Below are 22,645 nucleotides of genomic sequence, written 5' to 3' on the forward strand. Positions count from 1 at the left end.
TTACTCCTGTAATTCTTTCGCTAAACTCGCCATATTTTCTTCTAGGTTCTCCAAGAAATCTTTGTTATTTTCTGGATCTGCTTCGAGAGGATCCAAGACCTTCACTTTTGCCCCTGTCGCCTTGGCAATGCTATCGGCCACCTTAGACGAGGTATGCTTCTCAACAAAGATAGTTTGAACTTGATAGTCCTTGACAAACTGCTGAATCTCAGCCAATTGACGGGCTGTTGGTTCCTGCTCAGGCGAGATCCCTGCGATTCCTAATTGTTTCAAGCCAAAGCGCTTGGCTAGATAAGAGAAGGCTGTATGCTGAGTTACGAAGGTCTTTTGTGTTGCTTTTTCAAAGAGAGGCTGGTATTTAGCCACCAAGGCCTCACAGCGTTTTTCAAGCTTTTGGGCATTGGCCTCATAATAACTTCTGTTCTCTGGATCGATGTCTCCCAACTCTTTGGCGATGATCTTTCCTTCCTCGGCAACTTTTAGTGGATCCATCCAAGTATGAGGGTCATACAAGTGCTTTGCATCCTTCCCTTCCGTATCCTCAATATCCTCTAAGCCAGAGACCTTATCCAATTCCATTCCTTTGCTGGCTTCGATGACCCGCAGTTTCGAGTCTTGCAAGCTAGGATCTAGACGTCCAGCCCAAGATTCGAGTGTTTGAGAATGGTAGACGAAGACATCCGCATCATAGATCTGGGCTGTCTCCTTGGCCGAAGGTTCGTAATCATGAATCCCAGCACCTGACTGAACCATCCAGACTTCGTTTCGATCGCCTGAAATTTCCTTCACCAGGGAATAGACAGGATAAAAACTCGTCACAATTTTAAGCCCCTTTTTAGTAGAGCCAGCTCCCGAACTCCTCTGGCTCCCACAAGCCACTAGCAACAAAAGGCAGATGAATCCTATTCCTAAGGCCCTTAGTTTCCTCCCAAACATGTATAAATCCCTTCTTTTTCTTAATTGGTTTATTAAACAGTTAATTAACTAGTTAATAATAGCGCTAATTTTTTAGTTTGTCAAGAATTTTTTTGTATTTTTCATCACACAGAAAAAAGAGGCCCCTAGGGGCCTCTTCTATTCTCTTGATTAGTTAGACAAGATGAATCAAACCATGCGCTTATTTTTTCTTCTTTTTAAGGAGATAAGCTGCACCGCTTGCGACTACAAAGGCTAATACCAAGCTAATCAAGGAGATGGTGGTTCCAGTGCTTGGCAAGATACCAACCTTCTTACCTGGTTTCTTAGGTTCTGGTATCACTGGCTCTGTTGGTTCATGTTTATTGGTCAGAACAACATTACCTTGACCGTCATCTGTTTTCGTCACTTGGTAACCGGTTGAAACATCGACTTCTTCCACCGTATAGGTGACAGCTTTGCCCTTGACATTCTTGTCTAGATCCGCAAAGGTGTGAGTCCACTTGTTCTCAGCTGACAATTCAATGACGTCACCAGATTTCTTACCATCCGCATAAAGTTGCACTTTCACACTCTTCGGACGAAGGCCATCTTTGTCCTCTTGGTCATCCCACTGTTTGGTTACAGAGAGGGTGGTCTTACCTGGAGTGTGCGTATTGGTAATAGTGTAGCTTTCTTGGTCAATACTTGGTGAATAATTCTCAACTCGTTCTTCTTGAAGGGTGTAGACGATTTTCTTACCATCCTTAAATTCAGGAAGTCCAGTAAAGGTTTCTCTCCAATCTGTCTCGCTTGTGATATCTTTGTGGGCCACCTTCTCACCGTTGGCATAAAGATTCACAGTAATCTTAGCCGGACGAAGACCATCTTGGTTGTCATTGTCCACCCAGATCTTAGTGACTGGAATATCTACCGTACTTGGAGTGTGCGTGTTGGTCAAGACGATATCGCCTTTTTCCTTGCTCTCTTCTGTTACGGTGTAACCTTCAGGGACTGCCACTTCTTTCACAGAATAGTGAATCTCTTGTCCGTTTGCTTTTTCAGCAAGTTTCTCAAAGGTATGAGTCCATTTATTGTCAGCTGACAAGGCAACTTCCTTGCCTAGCTTTTCATCACCCGCATACAATTGGACGCGAATTTCTTTTGGACGTAGGCCATCTTGGTTATTAGCATCATCCCATTTCTTAGTGACCTTGACCTGAGTGACAGCTGGTTCATGCTTATTGGTCAAGACAGGATGTGTTGGATCCTTGTCATCAATTGAAAGGGTGTAGCCTTCTGGGACATTTTCTTCTTTCACAGTGTAGTGAATAGCCTTGCCGGCTGCTTTTTCATCAAGGTTTTCAAACGTTCCTTGCCACTGATTCGCTTCTGACAATTCAAGGGTCTGATCTGTAGCGACTCCATCTTTATAAAGTTTGACCGTAATCGTCGCTGGGCGAAGGCCATCTTGGTTATTGGCATCTTCCCATTTCTTGGTTACTTGAACTTTCGTCTTAGAAGGAGCATGCGTATTGCTAATCACCACTTGACCTGGGTTCGTAGCTTCTACAGTTTGAGTATAGCCTTCTGGAACTTCTGTTTCTTTCACGGTATACTGAACAGCTTGACCAGCTTTTTTCTCATCCAAATCAGAGAAGGTGTAGGTCCAGTCGTTGTCTGCAGAAAGTTCTACCTCTTTGCCTGATTTTTGATCATTCGCATAGAGTTGAACCTTGATGCTCTTCGGACGAAGGCCATCTTGGTTTTCTGCATCAGCCCACTTCTTGGTTACTGTCAAGCTAGTTTTACCTGGTTTGTAGGTATTGGTAATCGTCGAACCTTCGATAGCTGTTGAGTAGTTGGCAACTGTATCTTCCGTTACCGTATAGACTAGTTTTTGACCATTCTTGTAGACTGGTAGGTCTGTGAAGCTATGGCTCCATGTATCTCCCTCACCAGATAGAGTAGCAGTCTGTACTTCCTCTCCGTTGGCTAGGAGATGGACCGTGATGGTTGATGGACGGAGACCGTCTTGATTTTGAGCATCGTCCCAAACTTTTTTCACGGTTACTTCTGTAGTTTCAGGAGTACGCTTGTTGGTAATCGTTGCTTTTCCATCGACGAACTGAGCTTCTTGACTTTCAGCTGTATAATGAGTCGGTACGTTGACTTCTTTTACAGTATAGGTAATCATATTACCATCATTGTCTTTGTCTGGAAGAGCACTAAAGGTTACTTTCCAATCATTTCCTGCTGAAAGAGCTACTGGCTTACCTTCTGCTTTTCCATTCTTGTACAATTGGAATTCAATCTTTTCTGGGCGAAGACCTTCGACGTTGTCTTGGTCATCCCAGACTTTTGAAGCTTCCAAATCAATATAATGGATATCTTTCTCATTTGCAATCACTTTTGGTGAAGCCTTTGAACCAATCGCTTCGCCATCAATCGTGACATGGTAGAGCTGTTGATCTGCATCGTAGGTCACCACGACTGCATGTTCAGTCTCATCCAACTTGTAGTTGTTTGGAGCTTTCGTCTCTTTAAGTGTGTAAGTTCCTTCTGTTAGGGTGGTGAAGGAAAGGTCGCCATCCTTATCAGAAACTTGGGTCGCAAGGACTGCACCACTAGCATCCAATAAATTGAACTCAGCACCTGCTAAGCCTTTGCTTGTATCGTCTTTATCTACTTTCTTCACATGGAAGCTTGCTGCGAAGATTTGAGACGTTACGGTATTGGACTCACGGTTTCCTTCATGGCCTTTAGCCTTGTAACCAAATTGGTTATGAGCTTGGACGACACCTGAACGGCCACCATTATCCTTGTTATCTTCTGTCCGTTCTAGCATCAACTGCTTGACTTGGTCTGTCAATTCGCTTGGGTTGACCACTGGCACCGCAACATCTACTTGGCTACGTGCACCGATAGTGGTTCCCTCATTTGCAACGACCTTAATTCCTGTTACTTTACTAAAGTCTGTGACATCTGCTGACCAAATATCTTTATCTGCAGCTTGTGCCATGGTACTAGCTGTAACTGTAGTATCTGTTGTGTAATATGCTGTCCATCCTTCTGGAGCAGTGATAGGACCGCGAAGACTTACAGTGTATTCTGTCTTACGGGCTGAAGCATCAAGTGTATTGACATCCCCAACTTTAGGGAGGACGTCATAGATAACCGTATTTTCGACAGGAGTATCTGTATTATTTTTGATTGTTAATTTATAATTAAAGGTTTCCCCTGGTTTAAAGGTACGAGTTACTGTTGAGGCATCAGATAAGTCGTCATTCTTGGCGATGAACTTACGAGAATAAACTCCTTCAGCTGCAACAATAGTATAGTTGGATTCTGCATGTGGGATTTTATCCGTTGTCGAACCATTGTTATTCAAATCGTAGCTATCAACTGCAACCTTATTGGGGTTAGCAGTTTCTAGATCCCAGAGACCTTCTCCTGCCATATACATATGGTTGGTAAAGGTTCCCCCATCTGCCTTCCCTTTTAGTTTGGTATAGATAAATGGCAAACGAACTTGACCACCCGTTTCTAGGGAGCGTTTGATAAATTCCTTTTGATCCAAATGGATAATCAAAGCAGAACGTCCAGAGTTGTGGTAGTTTTCGATGACCTCATAGGATTTGTACCAAGGGGCATAAAGACGAGTGTTATTCTTATCAAAATATTGATCTAGGTAATTGAAGTCAATATCTAAGGTATTTGGATCAAAGAGATCGATGACACGTAAGTCTTTGTAGTCCTTACCTGGATCCAAGCGAACATTATCAGCAGATAGGGCAAAACGAATGGTTCTTCCATCTGTGAATTGGACATTGTTATAATCTGTATTCTTGGTCAGATTAACATTTTCTGTCAATGGAAGAAGTTTGAACTGCCATTTAGCAGATTGGTCTCTGTCTGCCCCTGACTGAGTTTTGTAAGTAATCCGTCCAGTATTTTCATAAGCATTCTTGGTATCATCATTCTGATCAATATGAGTCTTTTCTGGATCCTTGAAGGCTGTATAGGTAGAAATATAAATCCCTTGACCAGATGGAAGTTCAAAGTCGTCCTTCATCTCTAGTCTCCAGCCGACGACCGTTCCATATTTGGTCAAATCAGTGCTTCCATATCCATCCTTGTCTATCTCTGGTTGGATTTCTTTGGTCGAACCATCTTCCATTGTAAGGATGATGCGTTTTACATATTGATTGATTAGAGGCCCGTTTCCATAGTTCCCAATCATCATACGAGCATATTCAATCTTAGTAAACTTCAAGCGAGAGTCTACTTGCTCATCATAAAAGACAACATTCTTTTGAGCAAATGGTGTAATGTTATTGTATTTCAAGAGCCACTTATAGTTGGCTGACTTGTAGTCGGTTGAGTCGTAAACATTTCCTTCTGCTTGCTTAGCAAAAGCTCCTTTTCCTTCTAAGTCACGAGAAGTGAGTCGGAAGATGAGAGAATCTTCAGCCGTTACATCCGGTTCTCCCTCACCACGTTCTGCAGGAATTCCCACTACAGTTGCGGTGTTGGTCAAGTCTTTGACTAAGACATCTTCTAGGGTTTGGTCTTTTTCCATGACCAAATCAGGGAATTTCAAGTACAAGAAACTCTTGTCTTGAATCTTTTGCATCAAATCTGAGTGGTAACTTTGAACATTTTTATTTTCATCAGCTACAAAAGTTTTTGATACAGTTCCGTCTCCGTTATCAACCCAGCCTTCTGATTTTTCTGTATCTAGAACGGCTGTACGAGTTTTTCCATCTTTGTCAGTATAAGTTGGCAATTTGTCTGTGATCGTTGCGGATTCCAACTGACGATAGGCACCATTGTACTGTCCACGCATCCCATCTAACAAGAAGGCAAACGGAACCGAAGTAGTTTTTTCGATGTACTTTTTGCCATCTGCTCCAGTTACAATCCCTGGAGATGCTTCCGCATAGTCTCTGGACATGGTCGCATCATAGTTCTGATTGACAAACTTGGTTAAGATATAATCCTTGTATTCAGGTTTCCAAGTGATACTATTTAAAGCAGTCTCAGCACCGTTGATATTGAGCGTCCCTGTAATATTCATCGAGTAGTTGGTCGGAGGAAATCCTAACTTAAACTTGGCGATGAATGGTAGGGTTAAGACCTCAGATTTTTGGTAGCCAGTAAAATGTAGGCTGACATGGTAATCATCTCCTACCTTGGTCACAACTGGTGCATCATGTTGTGAGCTACTATTGAAATCGGGAATATTAACCTCATCCAAGTATTTCCCTGGAAGCACTAGATTAACAGCCACATCATCGAGATCTGTCGTCAGATTCTTAGGTGTAATCTGGATGTATCCAGACATCGTGTCACCCGTTCTGTAGGCCATGCCACCAGGGTGATCTTGTTTATCTCCATACAAGAGGCTAACATCTAAAGCACCACTATCTCCGACTGCTAGTTCTTGCGCCAGGGCTGTTACAGCACCTTGACCCAATTGACCCAGCATCATCAAAATGGTGAAGAGGGCAAACCCTTTTTTCAAAAAGGTTTTCCATAAGGACGGTCTCTTTTTCATTCTTTCATCTCCTTTTATCATTTTGAACCAAAAAAGTTCCTCACTCCATTTTTATCATACATAAGTCAATTAAGCCAACGATTTTATAAAAAGTGTCGCTAAATAGACAAACAGATTACTAAGTGTTTTTTTCAAATAAGTTTTCTTAATTTCTGCATCAACTAGCCAATTTAGGTTAAGTCCTCCAAAAATATGATTGCAAGCTGTTTTTTTGGATCTATTTGATACCTCCATCCCTTGTTTTTCATAGCTTTTTTATACACTTCTACAACACCTCTAAAGACCTTGCATGGATATCCTTAGGCTATTTCTGAGATTTTTAACATAAGGACCTTTTCTAATGACTTCTCCTTTCATCAAAGGGATGCAAAAAACCAGCCCCTTCATAGAGCTGGTTGTCTTTCTATTATAGAAAAGTTCTTAGGCAAAAATGCTGAAAAGCATGAATGTTATTTATAACGTGGCGTTGCAAATCCGCGGATATTGCCGTGTCCGATACGGTAAACATTGCGTTTTACAGTTCCAGCTTCACCTGAATTTCCTTCGATTGTATGAATCAGTCCATTTTCAACATATTCAACAATCCCAATATGATCCGCCCAACCATCATTTTGTTGATAGTCTTGGTCCCAGTTAAAGGTAATGATATCACCTGACTTCGGTGTAGAAGCCCCGTCTTCATTCCAAATACCAAGGTTTTTAAAGATTTGGATATGGCGTTCTACTCCACACTCACGACCAATCAAATGGCTAAGCCCTTCGCGTTGGAAGACAGTTGTGACAAACACATCGCACCAATCATCTGTACTCTTCACCGGATATCCAACTGGCAACGGATAAACGCTATTGTAATCTTTAACCAACTTAAGATGCTCAGGAGTTCCAGTCTCAACACCAATCAGGTTTGTTGCAGCTTTTAGAACCCGGCCTAACTGACTGTCAGCCTCTCTTGCAGAAATATGCTTCAGATAAAGTTGATTTCTAGTTACAAAGCTCTTGTTCTCTACCTGTACAGTTGTTGCTCCAATACCAACACGACTATCATCCCCCTGGATATAGTACAGATGAACATGGTATGTACCTATCGAGAACTTGTGGTCAGAAGCCTTCACGCTTAACTTGTAAGTCCCATCCGATTGACGAATCGCTTCATACCAAGCCAAATCATCTTGACCATTCACATCAGACCAGGTAGGAACCTGAACGGCACGAACACCTTTTGGACTATATACATTACTGATAATGACATCGAAAGTCCCATTATCCTTGTTATTGTTTTGGATAGTGATTGTACCAGTTGGAGTTGTTTTCTGAACTTCCACAACAGTCTCTGTAGCATAACGACGTCTATTATTTTGATCCAGATAATGAACGTGTACTTGGTACTGACCTAAAGTATTCTTATGATCACTTGCCTTTATAGTCGCTCGGTAGGAACCATCACTTTGACGGACAGCCTTATGCCAGATCAAATCATCTTGACCTCCTTCTACACTCCATGATGGAATTAGTACTTCCTTGAGACCTGTTGGCGCAACTACATTACGGACAACCGCGTCAAAGGTTCCTGTACTTGAATTATTATTCTCGATCGAGAGTGTTCCACTTGGTTTAACCTGACGTACTTCTGTAATTGTTTCTGTCACATAATTTCGATGATTTTTAGCATCTATAAAATATACGTGAACATGGTATTTACCTATGTCGTTCTTATGATCACTTGCTTTAATTGTCGCACGGTAGCTTCCATCACTTTGACGGGCAGCCTTATGCCAAATTAAATCATCTTGCCAGTTCTTATCAGACCATGTTGGAACTAAAACTTCTTTCAAACCATTTGGAGCCACAACATCACGAATAACAGCGTCAAAGGTTCCTGTACTTGAATTATTATTTTCAATCGAGAGCGTTCCACTTGGCTTAGATTGACGCACTTCTACAACCGTTTCTGTAACATAACGGCGTCTATTTTCCTGATCAAGGTAATGAACATGAACTTGGTACTGACCAACTGAGTTCTTATGATCACTTGCCTTGATTGTTGCTCGGTAGGAACCATCTGACTGAAGACTTGCTTTATGCCAGATTAAATCATCCTGCCACCCTGCTACACTCCAAGACGGAATCAAGACTTCCTTTAAGCCAGAAGGTGATACTACATTACGAACAACTGCATCAAAAGTTCCTGTGACTTCGTTGTTATTTTCTATACTTAAATCTCCTTGAGGACGATTTAGAGTACTAACTGTCCGGCCAGATGGGGCCTTGGAACCCGCACTATAGAAAGTAGTAGTTCCAGTTACAGATTTCGTAGCTGACTCAGAAGATGGTGCAGTTTGTCCTTCTGAGATAGGCTTTGTTTCTTCCTTTGGTTCGTCTGCCTTCGTAACTTCTGAGCTAGTGACTGGAAGCTCTGTTACTGGGGCTGGCGCCACATATTGATGAGCCCCTACTTCTTGTTTAGCCTCAACAACCGGTGCTGGGCTAGCTTGTGTCGTAACTGCTTCACTTTCAGTGACTGCCGATTCTTTCACTCCCACTTCATCGGCATGGGCAACTTGGACAGAGGCAGCTAGCAATACAGCTGCACTGGCAAAATAAATGAAATCCTTTTTTCTCATTTCCATTCCTTTAATCATATTTTATACTTTTCCTATTTTAGCATACCGAGAGGGATTCGAAAAGGTTTCTAGGCGTTTTTTCTACGGAATATAAAAAGGAAGCCTTTTCAGGCTTCTATTTTACAATTTTATTCAAGGCATCTATTAAATATTGTCCCCCTCTAATCCCTTTTCCAACACGCTTGGCATTATCCACCAAGTTTTGGTAATCAGCATCAGAGAGTTTGTCGATTGTCACCTTCAAATCGTGTAGCGACTCTACTGCAATCCCACAGCTCTTCTCAAGCACAAAGTGAGACAGAGCTGACTGTTTCCATACTACAAGTGGGAAACCCGATGCTAGGTAAAGCGAAGCCTTGTGAGAGTTGTTATAACGAAGGTATTCACCAAAGACACCACTACAGGTCTCAGCGCTATCCCCGTCCCAGACAAGACCAAAACCACCTTCAAGGGCTGCAGGTAGCTCGTCAGGAAGGAAAGAACCATAGTAAGTCTCATTGGTAAGAGCTCTGCTCTCATCAAAACCAACACCATAGAGGTTATAAGCTGGTTCCCCAGGGAGAGAGTATAGATAACCAGCTTTTTCTTGTGCCAAATTACCAGCCACAATAATTGGCTGATTCTTAGTTAGACCTGTCTTCTCTTGGAAATTTGGAATCAAATAGTCGAAAATACCGAGGCTAACAATCTTATCTTCCGCAATCCCTTTATCTACCAGAACAGATTTCATAATTGGGTTGTGAGCGATGATCCCATCAGCTGCACCTAGAAGACCTGATTCTTGAACCTGAACTCGAATCTTATGTTTCAAAGGGAAATTCTCAACATTGACATAACGAAGAGCTTCTAAATCGTGGATAATAAAATGAACTTTTACGCCTTTTTTCTGCGCTTTTCTTACATGATGCGTTGTGAAAAAGCTATGATGAAGCATTGGAAACTGAATCAGTAACTCATCACCTTGCTTTAGTTGATCCAAGGCTTGTCCAAAAGCCTTTGATTTATGAAGTTGTGCTTTAAGGGTACTCATCTCGTACCAATTATCAACCGAAAGAATCAAGGCTTGATAGCCCTCTCTCTTTACAATTTCTTCAATATCATTACGTGCCTTATTACCGGCATTTTTTACATTGTTATCGTGTAAAAACTCTTCTTTTAAATAGTATTTCATCTCTTATTTCTCATTTTTCAAAAGCTGATTTTTCAGGATAGCGTTCTTTCAAGATTTCCTTAAAACGAATGACATTCTCCTCTTTAAAGTCAACATCATCATTCACACAAAGAAGTTTTTTATGTTTATCTTTAAAGATACTCTCTAATAGATCCACTTGATTCAGGTCTATCGACTCTCCAACATTCTTTGGCATAGGATAAAATTGATTACTTTCAATTTGCCAATGCTGACAGATGTATTGATTAACATCTACTCCATAGTCTCGCAATTGATTTCGTGACGTTTTATCTAAGGTTTCACCCTCAATTTCCCATAAATGTGCCAAGGTACTCTTTTTCATTGGAACAGGTACATGCTGGTTCACATAGCCTGTTGGTCCCCATGGCAAAAGTAACAAGTTTTTCAAAACCAAGGAACCATAGCGGTAATTAAAGAATTTCCAAGGTGAAGATTTTAAGGCTTTTTTATTAGGAAAATGACGATAAATTAATTCAACATTATTGTGATAAGTATTGGTAAATGGTGACCAAGGAACCAAAGCATCATAAACCGCTAAAAGCTTCGGTTGCCCATTCTTATAAAAATCTGAAGGTTGACTATCTCTGATTAAGTACATATCATCATTGAAATAGAGATAGTTTTCCGACAAGCCTTCAATCCGATGGAGGTTAAGCTCAATAGCCGCTGAATTATAAGTAGGTAGATACTCTTTAGGGATAAATTCCTTATGAGTAACCAACTTGAGTTTTGGATGCTCCAAGTTCAACCATTCAGGTTTTTGCACATTTGTGACTAAATAAATATGATTTACCCAAGGAGCATGTTTTTCAATCATTCGAAACCAATAATTAAAAATGCCGTAATCACGATAGCGTTGCTCACCATCGATTTCTTGGTCTATTTCTGCTATTTGACCTGTCACGGCTTGTTTCTCGCGGATAAACTCCGGGTCACTACCATCAACCCAAAGAACCACGATATCAATTTTTTCTTGTGTCATTTAGTAAATTCTTTCTCAACGACTTCTAGAGCACGCTCAATGACCACGTGCATGTCGTAGTATTTATAGTCTGCTAGACGTCCACAGAAGATAACTTTATCGTTTTTGACTGCTTCTTCTTGATACTTGGCAAACATGGCGTTGTTCTTTTCATCATTGATTGGGTAGTAAGGTTCATCTCCACGTTTCCAATCAGCTGGGTACTCACGGGTGATGACTGTCTTTGGTTGAGTTCCATACTCAAAGTGCTTATGCTCGATGATCCGAGTGTAAGGAATCTCACGCTCGGTATAGTTAACCACGGCATTCCCTTGACGGTTTTCCTCATCCAAGACTTCGTGTTCGAAGCGCAAGCTACGATATTCCAATTCCCCATGTTTGTAGTCAAAGTACTGGTCAATCATTCCTGTAAAGACAACTTTATCAGCTGAAGCTTCAAGCTCTTCACGATTGGCAAAGAAGTCAACCCCAAGTTCTACTTCTACATCACCAAGCATGTTTTCAATGATGACGTTGTAACCACCGATTGGAATTCCTTGGTAACGGTCGTTAAAGTAGTTGTTATCAAAGGTCAAACGCACTGGAAGGCGTTTGATGATGAATGGTGGAAGGTCTGTGGCAGAGCGTCCCCATTGTTTTTCAGTGTATCCCTTAATTAACTTTTCATAGATATCTGGACCGATCAACTTGATGGCTTGTTCTTCAAGGTTTTTAGGCTCAACATCTTTCATATCAGCCGTTTGCTCAGCAATCTTGTCCTTAACTTCTTGAGGAGTCTTAGTGCCCCACATAGCATAGAAAGTGTTCATGTTAAATGGAAGATTGTAAAGACTGCCCTTGTAGTTAGCAATTGGTGAGTTGATATAGTTGTTGAATTCAGCGAACTGATTGACATAATCCCAAACTTTTTTGTTTGAGGTATGGAAAATGTGGGCACCATATTTGTGAACGTTAATACCTTCAACATCTTCACAGTAGATATTACCACCGATGTGATCACGCTTGTCAATCACTTTTACTTTTTTACCGCGTTTAGTTGCTTCGTGTGCGAAGATTGCTCCAGACAAACCAGCACCAACAATCAGATAATCGTACATTTTGAGCTCCTATTTATAATTTAACAATTCGATTGAAATAAGGAATTTTTATTAGTATTCCAACCACAATGAAACTGACACTTAATGTGAAGATGAGAAAAAGCAAATATGCTCCTACAAAACTAAATCCTACTAATTTCTCCCATACTTTCATAACATATGTATGTATAATAAAAACACCCATAATTTGATTAGAAAGATAAATTATCCATCTATTCTTATCTGTATTTAAATCAATTGTTAGTACGGTCAAAAAAATTCCTAAACTTACAATTTTCACAAAAATACTATCATAAAAATATTCAGCATAAAGATTATGGTGAATACCCTTCGCTAGCACATATAAGATAAATGGTGAAATAAATAGTAAAACTAAAGTTACTACTTTCATCCAATTCTTAAAGCAATTTCTTAGAGTTGCTAAGTTAAATTGCGCTATAAAACCACCTAAAATATAGTAGAAAAACCAGGTCCATAATCTAAATGTCTGTATAACATAAACTTGCACTGGCTTTTGAAGTAAATAATTTGTCAGCTCAAGTACAAAACCAATAATTACTAAGAGAGATAGAGCCAACAAATACCGATTTTTTGATTTTAAAAATTTTTTCAAAATTGGTAGACACAAGTAAATAAGAACTAAAGCACCAAAAAACCAAAACTGGAAAAAATAACCTCTTTGTAATAAAGAACCCAAAACTTTTTTTATTGGGTTTTGTGAAAAATCCCTCTTATAAATCCAAATGATTAATGTCCATACTGATACTGTTACAAGAATCCATTTTATTTTTTGTAGGATGTATGAATAGCTTATTTCATTTTTTCCCAATAATAAATAGCCATTTACCATAAAAAATAGTGGAATTGAATAGGTACCTAAGTAATATAAATATGTTAAATAATTCCAAGATTCGGCTTCTTTAAATCCTGGCATTGTAGTATGGAGTATTATAACTCCTATACAAGCCACAATTTTAAGGAAATCTAGGTTTGTATTCCGTATTTTCTTCATTTCGATTGTTTCCCTATTATTTGTTTTATTTCACCCATATTTACTACTCTAAGACATATTACTGTGATAAGATAAATCAATCCGCCAAGCACCCCATAGACTAAAACATTTAAAGTTGGTGTCAAATGTAATATCGGTTTTATAAGTAATAATAAAGCATACATAACAGCTGAAGCCAAAAAAATCTTCATCATTGGACCCAGAATCGGCACTTCTTTAAGATAAGTTCGTGTGAAGTAGAGTTGAATCCCCCATACCAAGGCTTCTGTCAACACTGATACAATCGCTGCTCCAATAAAGCCCATTTTTGGTAGGAAGATGAGGTTCAATCCGACACTGACAATGGCAGGTACAGTGGTCGAAATCATAAATTCTTTATTTTTATTATGAGGGATTAGAATTTGAATCCCCATGATATTGGTCCATCCGATAAAGAACATTCTAAAAATCATGATGGCAATGGCATAACGCGCATCCTGGAAGTCCTTCCCTAGGAAGAATTGAACAAAGTCATCATTGACGATTAACATACCGGCAATGATGGGAAAAATGACCAAATTATAAATCAAAAAGGACATTTGGTGCATCTTATTAACCGCCTTATGGTCCCCTGAGGATAAGAGGCTCGATACCCGAGGCAACATGACGCTGCCCAGTGAGGTCACCAAGGTCAACAAGATATTGACGAGTTTTAAGGCCTGGTCATAAATCCCCACATCCTTTGTAGAGGCAAGAGCTCCCAGCATGGTCCGATCCAAGGTGACATAGAGGGAAATAGCAATCTGCGGTAAAAAGAGCAGAATGACTGGCTTTAAATGTACCCGTGCATAAGCCATATCAAAATGGGCTTTCCCAATAAATTCACGAGCGGGTAGCCACATGCTCAGCTGACCTAAGAGCTCAAAGATGGTTAGTAAGAATACATAGAGATACAGATCATTGGCAGTTCTAACAAACAAGAAGATGGAGATGACTCCAACCAGTTTAACCGTGATATTCCGAATCGTAATCTTGCGGAAGTCCTCTAACCCCTGAAATAGCCAAGAAATATCAAGACCTTTTGAAACCAAACTAAGACCTAAAATATAGGCGACAGGATTTTGCATGGAAGGTAGGGCCACACATAAAAGAACATAGAGGGTAAGGGATAAAATCGTAGCCCCCAATTGGAGGGTATAAATCCCCCAGAAATTCTTTTGGATATCTTTTCGGTGTCCCGAAATCTCTTTAGTTCCATAATTGGCCACTCCCAAGGTCGCCAAAAGGATAAAATAGGTAACAACGGAGTTGAAATAGCCATAGGTCCCCAAGTCATTTGAACTAAAGACCCTCGTCACATAAGGGGTGGTGATAATCGGCAAGATAATCACCAGTAACTGGTAGGAGAGATTATAGGCGTAATTTTTAAGAACTTTCATAAGGATGTAACTCGTCTTAATCTTTCTTTTTAACTGGACTTAACTCATTTTATTCAATTTTATTATCTGGATTCATAATAAATAATCGACTTATAAACAAAATTAATGGGGAGTAGCGAAGAACCAACATCTGAGGATCAAACATACCATGGATAATCATAATTCCTAAACAGGCAAGTACGATATCTTTTCGAATGGATACAAAATATTTCATAACTTTTGTAAGAGCAAACAACATAAAGGCACTGACGATTAAACCATCAATAACCAACAACTGAACAAATGAGCTATCAATGAAATTATAATTACTTGTAAAATTCCCAAATAAATCTAATGTAGAAAAAGATATTCTTTGCCCAAACAAAAGGACTCCAAAATTTTGAAAACCTTCTACACTAAGCCGTAGTCGATTGTGAGTGAATTTATCCACGAGGTGGAAGAGATTTCCAGATGAATAAAAACAAAAATATAATAAGATAATTAAAGCAATTATAAAACCATAATTTGCGATTATCTTCATCCCGAAGTTTTCTATAATAAAATCTTTCTTAAAGATTTTGACACTAAACAAAGTATAGGAAAGTAGCAAAAGACTTAAGTAAAATGGACTAGTTGTCGAAGTTTGTTGATACAAATATATCGTAGCCGAAAGTAAGGCTAGCAATTCCATATAAGAAATTTTTTTACCACGAAACATCAGATAGCTACACAATGCAAAAAACAATCTCTGTGAAGCAAATGAAACATAGTTAAACCCTAGACTAAAACGATAGCCACCATCTGCCCTCATAAACATATTGGAAATCACGCCCTTGTTGCTAGCAAAAATTGTCAAAACAAGGACTAGAAATGTGGCAAAAGAGAAAGTTCCCAATAACTTCCTAAAATCTATATCTCTAGCAGAAAAAACTAATAATAACACGTTTATGTCAAGTAAACCATCACGATTTTTTGAAACTATCAACATCGAAAAGAGGAATGCAAGTGCTATCAACAGCGATTTCCAATGAAATCTAAAGTAATACAAGGTCTTGGGAAGAGTGATGAACTCTTTTATTAAAATCATGACAATTGTAAAATAGAGGAGCATCCTATACAGGGATAGAAAACCTTCTAATCGAATAAAATAGGTAGTTGTGACTAATGATGCGACAACAACCCATATAAATAAGGTAAATAAATAAATTTTTTCAGAGATAAAACGATTGTTCACCACTATAGTCTTCCAAACCTTTCATTCATTAGAATAAGATTAATATTTATATGGCACACCATTATGAAATGATGGGTGCCTCCACTTCAACAACATTTGCAACCTTTTGAGAAAAATCACTGCAATGTACATTCTCCAATACAATAAAAATCTAACAAGCGGATTAAGGAAAGAATCCACTTGATTTAATAAAGCAGTCATCTCTGAATTTTTGCACAATGTCTCAACATATCTCCGTTTCAAAAACAACGATATGTTTTGAATCGAAATATTCTGTATGTTACTCATCAAAATACGAGCTTTTATTTGATCAATAAATTGATCATTATGAATATTCCATCTCATCATCAGCTGATCAATTTTACCTAGTTCTTCCAATTGACAGCTCATTCGTTTGGGATTGTACTGTCCCATCGCAGAGCCTACTCTACCCGAGATATAAACATAATAACAAGTTTGTGAAAAGGAAATGCTATTAACACGCTCGTATACTTTTAAATTGAATCGAACATCTTCCCCTAATTCATACTGCTCAAACATTATTCGATGCTCTTCCAAGAACTCTCTACGATAAATTTTATTCCAAACAGTATACATCATGTCTGATAAAAATAATTCTGTAAAAAGAGCAATGAACTGATTCCTGTCTTTTTTTCCTTCAATAGGAAGAATTTTTGCTGATCTAGCTGTTTCAAAAAAATTCTTTTCAATAGAGTTATAGTAGCTAAATACCAACATATCCAATTCAGAATCCAGCTTATTTTCCATATCGGAAAATAGGTTTCCTACTAAATAATCATCTGCGTCTACAAAACAAATAAATTCACCTTGAGCTTTTGCTAAACCAAAATTTCGAGCCGCACTAACACCATGATTGGGTATATGGTAGGTTGTAACATTTGAAAATCGTTCTGCATAATTATCGCATAGTATCCCACTACTATCCTCTGATCCATTGTCGATCAATAAAATTTCTAAATCAATATATTCTTGAGTAAGTATACTATTGATGCAACGATGAAGATAGTTCTCTACATTGTAAACCGGTATAATGACTGAGTACTTCAAAATAATCCCCTAAATCTCTTACTTCATTCCTTGTATAGTAAAAGCCATCTTCAACAAGTTCAAACGGTATAACAAATATTTCATCCTATTTGGCAGGTATTTTATTTCACTATACATTATTTTATTTTTTCTTAATTCCTGATTGACATCATTTCTTATTTCAGCATATTGACGATCTAATTTAGATTTATACAAACTAGCTAACAAATGAATCAATCCATTTACATAATAAAGTTGCGAGACATACAACTCTTCTCGATTTAAGTGCGAACGTACAAAATCTGAATAAAATATCTCTTTATAAAACCCAAACATATCTCGAAACTTTTTCTCATTCCAAGACTGTGTAATAGAATCTGGGTTATCGATCAAGTAATGATAATACTTTTGGTTAGTTGCATAGACCTTCTTAGCTGAAAGAAACAGTTTGTAATTGGTTCCAAGATCCTCATAGTATTTACCAATTGGAAACTGGATGTTATGATCAGAGAATAAGGATTTCCGATAGAGTTTGTCGTTAGCGAAACCAGTAATATAACTATGCTTCAGCATTTGCACAAAAGCATCTTTACCTTCAAACACTTGAGTCACTTCTGGTTCCGAAACTATAGCATCTTCTTCACTCTTTACAAACTCACGATTAAAAGAAATAATATCAAACTCTTGAGATTCTAACGCTTCTGCCAAGGCTATAAAGGTATCTGGTTCAAGCCAGTCATCAGAATCAGGAAAATAAACATATTCACCCTTAGCATGTAAAATACCAGTATTGCGAGCTTCAGAAAGCCCTCCATTTTCTTTATGAATCACTGAGATAAAGTCATAATCTTTAGCATATTCATCACAGATTTGAGGAGAATGATCAGTACTTCCGTCATCAACTAGTAGAATCTCATAGTCCTTCCATTCTTGGACAAGAATACTTTCAATGCAACGTTTTATATATCTTTCAACATTATATACTGGAATAACGACAGTTAATAGTGGCTTCATAGATTCTTTACCTAAATTTTATTCTACTCTAAATCTTCTCCTCTCTGATCTAACTGACTTACAACATTCAATAATATATGGTAAATCTTTAAATCAGCTTGGATATAATCCTTTTTTCAGCGAATTTGATTATTTAATATTTTTTATACAAGTCCGAAAAATTCCGAATATAACTTTGTAATGAGAAGAGTTCTTTTTGACGTTGGACAGAGGCCTTACCAAATTGCTCTCTCTTCTCGGTATTGTTAGCCAATTCTTGAATAGCCTTAGACAATTCTCCAGGCTGATTCGGTATAGCAAGAAGACCGTTTTCACCTTCCCTGACCATCTCACAGACACCACCATGTCGGTAACCCACTACAGGTTTGCCACAAGCCATGGCTTCGAGGACGACTGTTGGTAGTGGATCTGGATTGGTACTTGGCAAGACAAAGATATCAAACATATTATAGAGTTCTGTCGTCTTGCTATAATAGTCAATCCGCTTGATTTGGCTAGCTACTGGTGAGTCTGAAATGACTTTTTCCAATTCATCTACGCGCCACTCTTCACCTTCAAATGCACTACCTGCAAGGAAAGCAACCGCCTTTGGATTGGCTTTTAAGATTGGCGTCACAGCTTCTAGGAAGTCGCCTTGCCCTTTCCAGGCATTCACACGACCAACCATACCGATCACCAAGGCATCCTGCGCAATTCCAAACTGGTCACGAACAGCGCTAGCATCCATCACCTGATAGACAGCATTGTCAACACCATTATAGATGACTTGAACCTGGTCATCTTTGACATAACGAGACTGCTTGACATGATTGGCTACCGCATTTGAAACTGTCACAATCGTATCCGCATAGCGCCCCATTAAAAAGTTAATAAAATCTGAAATGGCTTTTGGTTTGACAATAATCTCATGGACATGCCAAATCAAAGGAAGTTTTAACTTCCGTTTGAGATAAATTCCCTCCAGCACCGCAGTCGTATTATTGTGAATGAGGGTTATACCATTCTCCTTAGCATACTGAGCAATTTGTTTGGAGTATCGGTTATAGGAGCCAAAGTACTCAAGAATGCCTTTTGGATTAAAATATTTACGACGCAAGATTGGGTAATCAATGACTTTAACCTTAGCACCGACATCTTCTAAAGCACCAACTAAGACACCGTCGTTGGGTAAAATAACGTGTGCTTCAAAAGAATCTTTATCCAATCCTTTAATAAGCTCCAACAAAACCTTGTCAGCACCATACATTTCGGCACCAGCATGGAGATATAATATTTTCTGCATTTCTAACCTTTAAATACTTTCTCGTAGTCTGTGACAATCTTTTCCCAAGTGAAGGCTTCTGCGATCCGTCGGCTTGATTTCTCATTGAGGTCTGCGATGGATTGAGCGTCCAATTGTTCAGCCTGATCAATGACATGTGCCAATTGATCTTTCTTCCAATAAAGAGCCCCCTCTTCACCAACTTCTCGGTTGAAACCAACATCTAACAAGAGGTTGAGTTTAGTAGACTCGAGCGCCTCAAGAAGGGATGGATTGGTCCCGCCTACCTCATGACCATGGAAGTATGCAAAGGCATTCTCACGGATGTATTTGAGTAATTCTTGATCATAGACAGTTCCTACAAACTTCACTCGAGGATCCTTATCAAATCCAGTATCTTTACGCAACTGTTCATAGAACTTGTTTTGTTCCACATTGGTAATCAGAACAAAATCTTTTTGGGAGTTTGACTGCATAAAGCCACGAATCATAGCCTCATAGTTGTTTTCAGGTACAAAACGTCCCACGACAAGATAGTAGTTTCCTTCGGAGACTTGCTTGTCCGCAAACCAAGTCCCTACTTTATCGTCTTCTTTACTCAGGATAGACTTGCTTGTATCGGTTCCATAAGCAATATAGATCGTCTGTGGCTGATACTTAGCATAGTCCTTCTGAATATAAGCTTCGATATTCTTGCTATCACAGATCAAATGATCAGCATGTTTAACCATGAGTTGCTCAGAAAACTTCCAGTACTTACGGACTGGAAGACTCCATTTCGCACGAAGCCATTCATGACCGTCTGGATTGACCATCAAAGTCCCTCCAATCGCCTTGATCTTCTTCTTAATCCCAGCAATGAAAGGTCCGATACGGCACGCTAGGACATAAAAGATAGGAGCTTGATCCTTGTTTTCTTTAGCCATTTCAATGGCCTTATTGAGAGCTGCGATATCATAAGCAATGGCACGCGCAGGACCGATATTAGGGACATCAATGTTGTAGCAGATTGCTCCATTATGCTCGAAGGTATCTGAAGTAATCCCTGATTTTGCAGAATTCTCCCGCATACAAGCTACATAGTATTGAATCTCTCGGTCTTGTTGGCACTCTGTCAGCTTTTCGACAAAGGTTTCAAAACCACCATATTTCGCTGGAATTCCCTTAGAACCCACGATATAAACTGACTGTTTCATTTTTCTCCTTACATGGAAAGGACGAAGCAGGAATTTCCTACTTCGCTCCATCTCGTTTAAATACCACTTTGATCGTTTTCAGCAAGATTTTAATATCTGACCAAATGGTCCAATCATCAATATAAGATACATCTAAGCGAACCACTTCGTCAAAGTCTGTAATCTCACTGCGGCCACTCACCTGCCAAAGCCCTGTAATACCAGGCTTAAAGCTTAAGCGGCGTTTTTGTTCTGGAGTGTATTTCTCATACTCATCCACTGTTGGTGGACGAGTTCCAACTAAACTCATATCTCCCTTTAGAACATTGAAGAATTGGGGCAGCTCATCCAGACTGGTCTTGCGGATAAAGCGCCCGATCGGCGTAATCCGGGGGTCATTGTCCATTTTGAACATCCCACCGGTCATGGTATTTTGATCCATCAATTCTTTTTTCCGCTCCTCTGCATCGACGTACATGGAACGGAATTTATAAAATTTGAAATAGCGACCATTTTTCCCAACCCTCTTCTGGGCAAAAATAGCAGGACCTCCATCCTTGCGAATCAAAGGTACCAATACGATCGCTACCAAGCCACAGATAACCAAGCCCACCAAGGAACCACAGATATCGATCACACGTTTCGCGGTCACGTGGCTAGGTTTGTAGAAGTTGGTCGAGAAAGTGACGACATTGAGCCCAGCCACTTCTCGAATCCGTTTGTTGCCAGCAAAGTTCAAATCAAAAGCATTGAGGTTAACGGTGACGTCGATCCCCATAGTCTCAAATTGTGAGACATATTCACCAATGTCATACTCTTCACTTGGAAGATTGAGAAAGACTTCGTCTACCACTTCATAGGTCGCATAAGCCAACAGGTCTTCCTTCGGAACAACCCGAACAGTTGGGTGTTGAAAATTTGGGCGGTCCAATACCGTCACTGCAACCACTTCACCACCGCTATCATTTGACGAAAGAAGGCGATCAAGCACTTTATCTAGACGAGAATTGGCCGTAATCAAGAGAATCTTGTGACTTCCTTTGAGGCTGTAATAGAAGCGTCGCCAATAGCGTTTGATGAGGTAGTTCATCAAATAAAGGACAAGTGTTAGAAGAAATAGAAAATAAATCATCCCCCGACGGGAGAGGGAAAACTTCTCCTCCAAAAAGAAGCTCGAAAAACTGATGGCAAGCGCGAAACACAAGCTGTATTTCAAGGTTTGTAAGAAATCAACTAGATGGCCCCGCTTGAAATAATCTTGATTGTAATCGCTGACGTAAAAGGCTACGTAATGCAACAAATACAGATAGAAAATTGTATTAGAGTGGATTTCTGTCTCTGTCACAAAACTAAACACATAAGCCACAACTAAGACTGGTAAGCTTTGGACAAAGGCCAAAGCAAATTTGTGAAATCCCCTTCCTTCTGTCATAATATCCCTATCCTATTCCTTATCTTTTTTTCCCATAATTACCATAGTTCCCGTAATTACCATAGGAACCATATTTTTCTAATTGAACATCAAATTTATTGAGGACCACTCCTAGGAATGGTGTCCCCGTCTGCTCCAGTTGCTCTTTGGCCTTCTGCACAGCCTTGCGACTCACAGCTCCTGCCGCCGTCACAACAAAACTTCCATCACACCGTTGAGCGATAATTGCCGCATCAATCACCATCCCGATCGGAGGAGTATCAACGATAATGTAGTCGTAGTGATTGCGAAGCGCCTCAATGATGACCTCGAAGTTTTTACTTTGCAAGAGACCTGTCGGGTTTGGAGAAATCTGCCCTGACAAGAGAAAGTCCAATTTTGGATAGTCTGTTGTCGCAATCGCTTGGGAAATCTCACTCTTCCCAGAAAGTACTTCAGTCAATCCAGCGACACGACCTTGGCTCTTGAAGACACCTGTCATGACCGAATTACGGATATCCGCATCAATCAACAAGGTACGATAGCCCGCACGCGCAAAGGCTGTCGCCAAATTCGTAGAAATGGTTGATTTTCCTTCGTTTGGTTGCACAGATGAGATGGCAACGACCTTAATATTGGTCCCACTCAACTGAATATTGGTACTCAAGGCATTAAAATACTCTTCAGCCTGAGTCATCGCTGCTAATTTGCTTTTTACAATTTCTAAGGTTGCCATGAATTCTCCCTC

Annotated in this window: 15 protein-coding genes; all 15 read right to left on the reverse strand. The window is 39.5% G+C overall.

Features of this window, described 5'->3' with window-relative positions:
- Positions 1 to 936 carry a metal ABC transporter solute-binding protein, Zn/Mn family gene (locus LXO72_RS05940; protein WP_233331801.1) on the reverse strand — a complete coding sequence of 312 codons (936 nt, stop codon included), beginning with the start codon at positions 934 to 936 and terminating at the stop codon, positions 1 to 3.
- Between the two features lie 181 nt (positions 937 to 1,117).
- On the reverse strand, positions 1,118 to 6,454 hold the full coding sequence (locus LXO72_RS05945) for a Cna B-type domain-containing protein (RefSeq protein ID WP_233331802.1): 5,337 nt from the start codon (positions 6,452 to 6,454) through the stop codon (positions 1,118 to 1,120).
- Between the two features lie 449 nt (positions 6,455 to 6,903).
- Positions 6,904 to 9,075 carry a GBS Bsp-like repeat-containing protein gene (locus LXO72_RS05950; protein WP_233331803.1) on the reverse strand — a complete coding sequence of 724 codons (2,172 nt, stop codon included), beginning with the start codon at positions 9,073 to 9,075 and terminating at the stop codon, positions 6,904 to 6,906.
- Positions 9,076 to 9,190: 115 nt separating this feature from the next.
- On the reverse strand, positions 9,191 to 10,246 hold the full coding sequence (locus LXO72_RS05955; RefSeq protein WP_233331804.1) for a galactofuranosyltransferase: 1,056 nt from the start codon (positions 10,244 to 10,246) through the stop codon (positions 9,191 to 9,193).
- 10 nt (positions 10,247 to 10,256) lie between these two features.
- Positions 10,257 to 11,249, reverse strand: coding sequence for a stealth family protein (locus LXO72_RS05960; protein ID WP_233331805.1), 993 nt, complete (start codon positions 11,247 to 11,249; stop codon positions 10,257 to 10,259).
- Positions 11,246 to 12,346, reverse strand: a complete 1,101-nt coding sequence (glf, locus tag LXO72_RS05965; protein ID WP_233331806.1) for a UDP-galactopyranose mutase — start codon at positions 12,344 to 12,346, stop codon at positions 11,246 to 11,248. Before glf ends, LXO72_RS05960 begins: the two co-directional genes overlap by 4 nt.
- 13 nt (positions 12,347 to 12,359) lie before the next feature.
- On the reverse strand, positions 12,360 to 13,358 hold the full coding sequence (locus LXO72_RS05970; RefSeq protein WP_233331807.1) for an acyltransferase: 999 nt from the start codon (positions 13,356 to 13,358) through the stop codon (positions 12,360 to 12,362).
- Positions 13,355 to 14,776 (reverse strand): flippase, encoded by a 1,422-nt coding sequence (locus LXO72_RS05975; RefSeq protein WP_233331808.1) that lies wholly within the window; start codon positions 14,774 to 14,776, stop codon positions 13,355 to 13,357. The genes LXO72_RS05970 and LXO72_RS05975 overlap by 4 nt, the downstream gene beginning before the upstream one ends.
- 49 nt (positions 14,777 to 14,825) lie before the next feature.
- Positions 14,826 to 15,992: a polymerase gene (locus LXO72_RS05980; RefSeq protein WP_233331809.1), complete on the reverse strand. Its 1,167-nt coding sequence runs from the start codon at positions 15,990 to 15,992 to the stop codon at positions 14,826 to 14,828.
- Between the two features lie 36 nt (positions 15,993 to 16,028).
- Positions 16,029 to 17,057, reverse strand: coding sequence for a glycosyltransferase family 2 protein (locus LXO72_RS05985; protein WP_233331810.1), 1,029 nt, complete (start codon positions 17,055 to 17,057; stop codon positions 16,029 to 16,031).
- Positions 17,058 to 17,075: 18 nt separating this feature from the next.
- Positions 17,076 to 18,050: a glycosyltransferase family 2 protein gene (locus tag LXO72_RS05990; protein WP_061454658.1), complete on the reverse strand. Its 975-nt coding sequence runs from the start codon at positions 18,048 to 18,050 to the stop codon at positions 17,076 to 17,078.
- Between the two features lie 133 nt (positions 18,051 to 18,183).
- Positions 18,184 to 19,332, reverse strand: a complete 1,149-nt coding sequence (locus LXO72_RS05995) for a glycosyltransferase family 4 protein (protein ID WP_233331811.1) — start codon at positions 19,330 to 19,332, stop codon at positions 18,184 to 18,186.
- 2 nt (positions 19,333 to 19,334) lie between these two features.
- Positions 19,335 to 20,507, reverse strand: coding sequence for a beta 1-4 rhamnosyltransferase Cps2T (gene cps2T / locus LXO72_RS06000; RefSeq protein ID WP_233331812.1), 1,173 nt, complete (start codon positions 20,505 to 20,507; stop codon positions 19,335 to 19,337).
- 37 nt (positions 20,508 to 20,544) lie between these two features.
- Positions 20,545 to 21,918, reverse strand: a complete 1,374-nt coding sequence (locus tag LXO72_RS06005; RefSeq protein WP_233331813.1) for a sugar transferase — start codon at positions 21,916 to 21,918, stop codon at positions 20,545 to 20,547.
- A 19-nt stretch (positions 21,919 to 21,937) separates the two neighbouring features.
- On the reverse strand, positions 21,938 to 22,633 hold the full coding sequence (locus LXO72_RS06010; RefSeq protein WP_233331814.1) for a tyrosine-protein kinase: 696 nt from the start codon (positions 22,631 to 22,633) through the stop codon (positions 21,938 to 21,940).
- Positions 22,634 to 22,645 lie beyond the last annotated feature (12 nt).

Source organism: Streptococcus sp. XMC (genome assembly GCF_021341835.1).
GTDB lineage: Bacteria > Bacillota > Bacilli > Lactobacillales > Streptococcaceae > Streptococcus.

Bases quoted from the DNA above. Each gene is read 5' to 3' on its own strand.
- LXO72_RS05940 (WP_233331801.1), bottom strand. From the start codon at position 936: ATGTTTGGGAGGAAACTAAGGGCCTTAGGAATAGGATTCATCTGCCTT.
- LXO72_RS05945 (WP_233331802.1), bottom strand. From the start codon at position 6,454: ATGAAAAAGAGACCGTCCTTATGGAAAACCTTTTTGAAAAAAGGGTTT.
- LXO72_RS05950 (WP_233331803.1), bottom strand. From the start codon at position 9,075: ATGAGAAAAAAGGATTTCATTTATTTTGCCAGTGCAGCTGTATTGCTA.
- LXO72_RS05955 (WP_233331804.1), bottom strand. From the start codon at position 10,246: ATGAAATACTATTTAAAAGAAGAGTTTTTACACGATAACAATGTAAAA.
- LXO72_RS05960 (WP_233331805.1), bottom strand. From the start codon at position 11,249: ATGACACAAGAAAAAATTGATATCGTGGTTCTTTGGGTTGATGGTAGT.
- glf (WP_233331806.1), bottom strand. From the start codon at position 12,346: ATGTACGATTATCTGATTGTTGGTGCTGGTTTGTCTGGAGCAATCTTC.
- LXO72_RS05970 (WP_233331807.1), bottom strand. From the start codon at position 13,358: ATGAAGAAAATACGGAATACAAACCTAGATTTCCTTAAAATTGTGGCT.
- LXO72_RS05975 (WP_233331808.1), bottom strand. From the start codon at position 14,776: ATGAAAGTTCTTAAAAATTACGCCTATAATCTCTCCTACCAGTTACTG.
- LXO72_RS05990 (WP_061454658.1), bottom strand. From the start codon at position 18,050: ATGAAGCCACTATTAACTGTCGTTATTCCAGTATATAATGTTGAAAGA.
- LXO72_RS05995 (WP_233331811.1), bottom strand. From the start codon at position 19,332: ATGCAGAAAATATTATATCTCCATGCTGGTGCCGAAATGTATGGTGCT.
- cps2T (WP_233331812.1), bottom strand. From the start codon at position 20,507: ATGAAACAGTCAGTTTATATCGTGGGTTCTAAGGGAATTCCAGCGAAA.
- LXO72_RS06005 (WP_233331813.1), bottom strand. From the start codon at position 21,918: ATGACAGAAGGAAGGGGATTTCACAAATTTGCTTTGGCCTTTGTCCAA.
- LXO72_RS06010 (WP_233331814.1), bottom strand. From the start codon at position 22,633: ATGGCAACCTTAGAAATTGTAAAAAGCAAATTAGCAGCGATGACTCAG.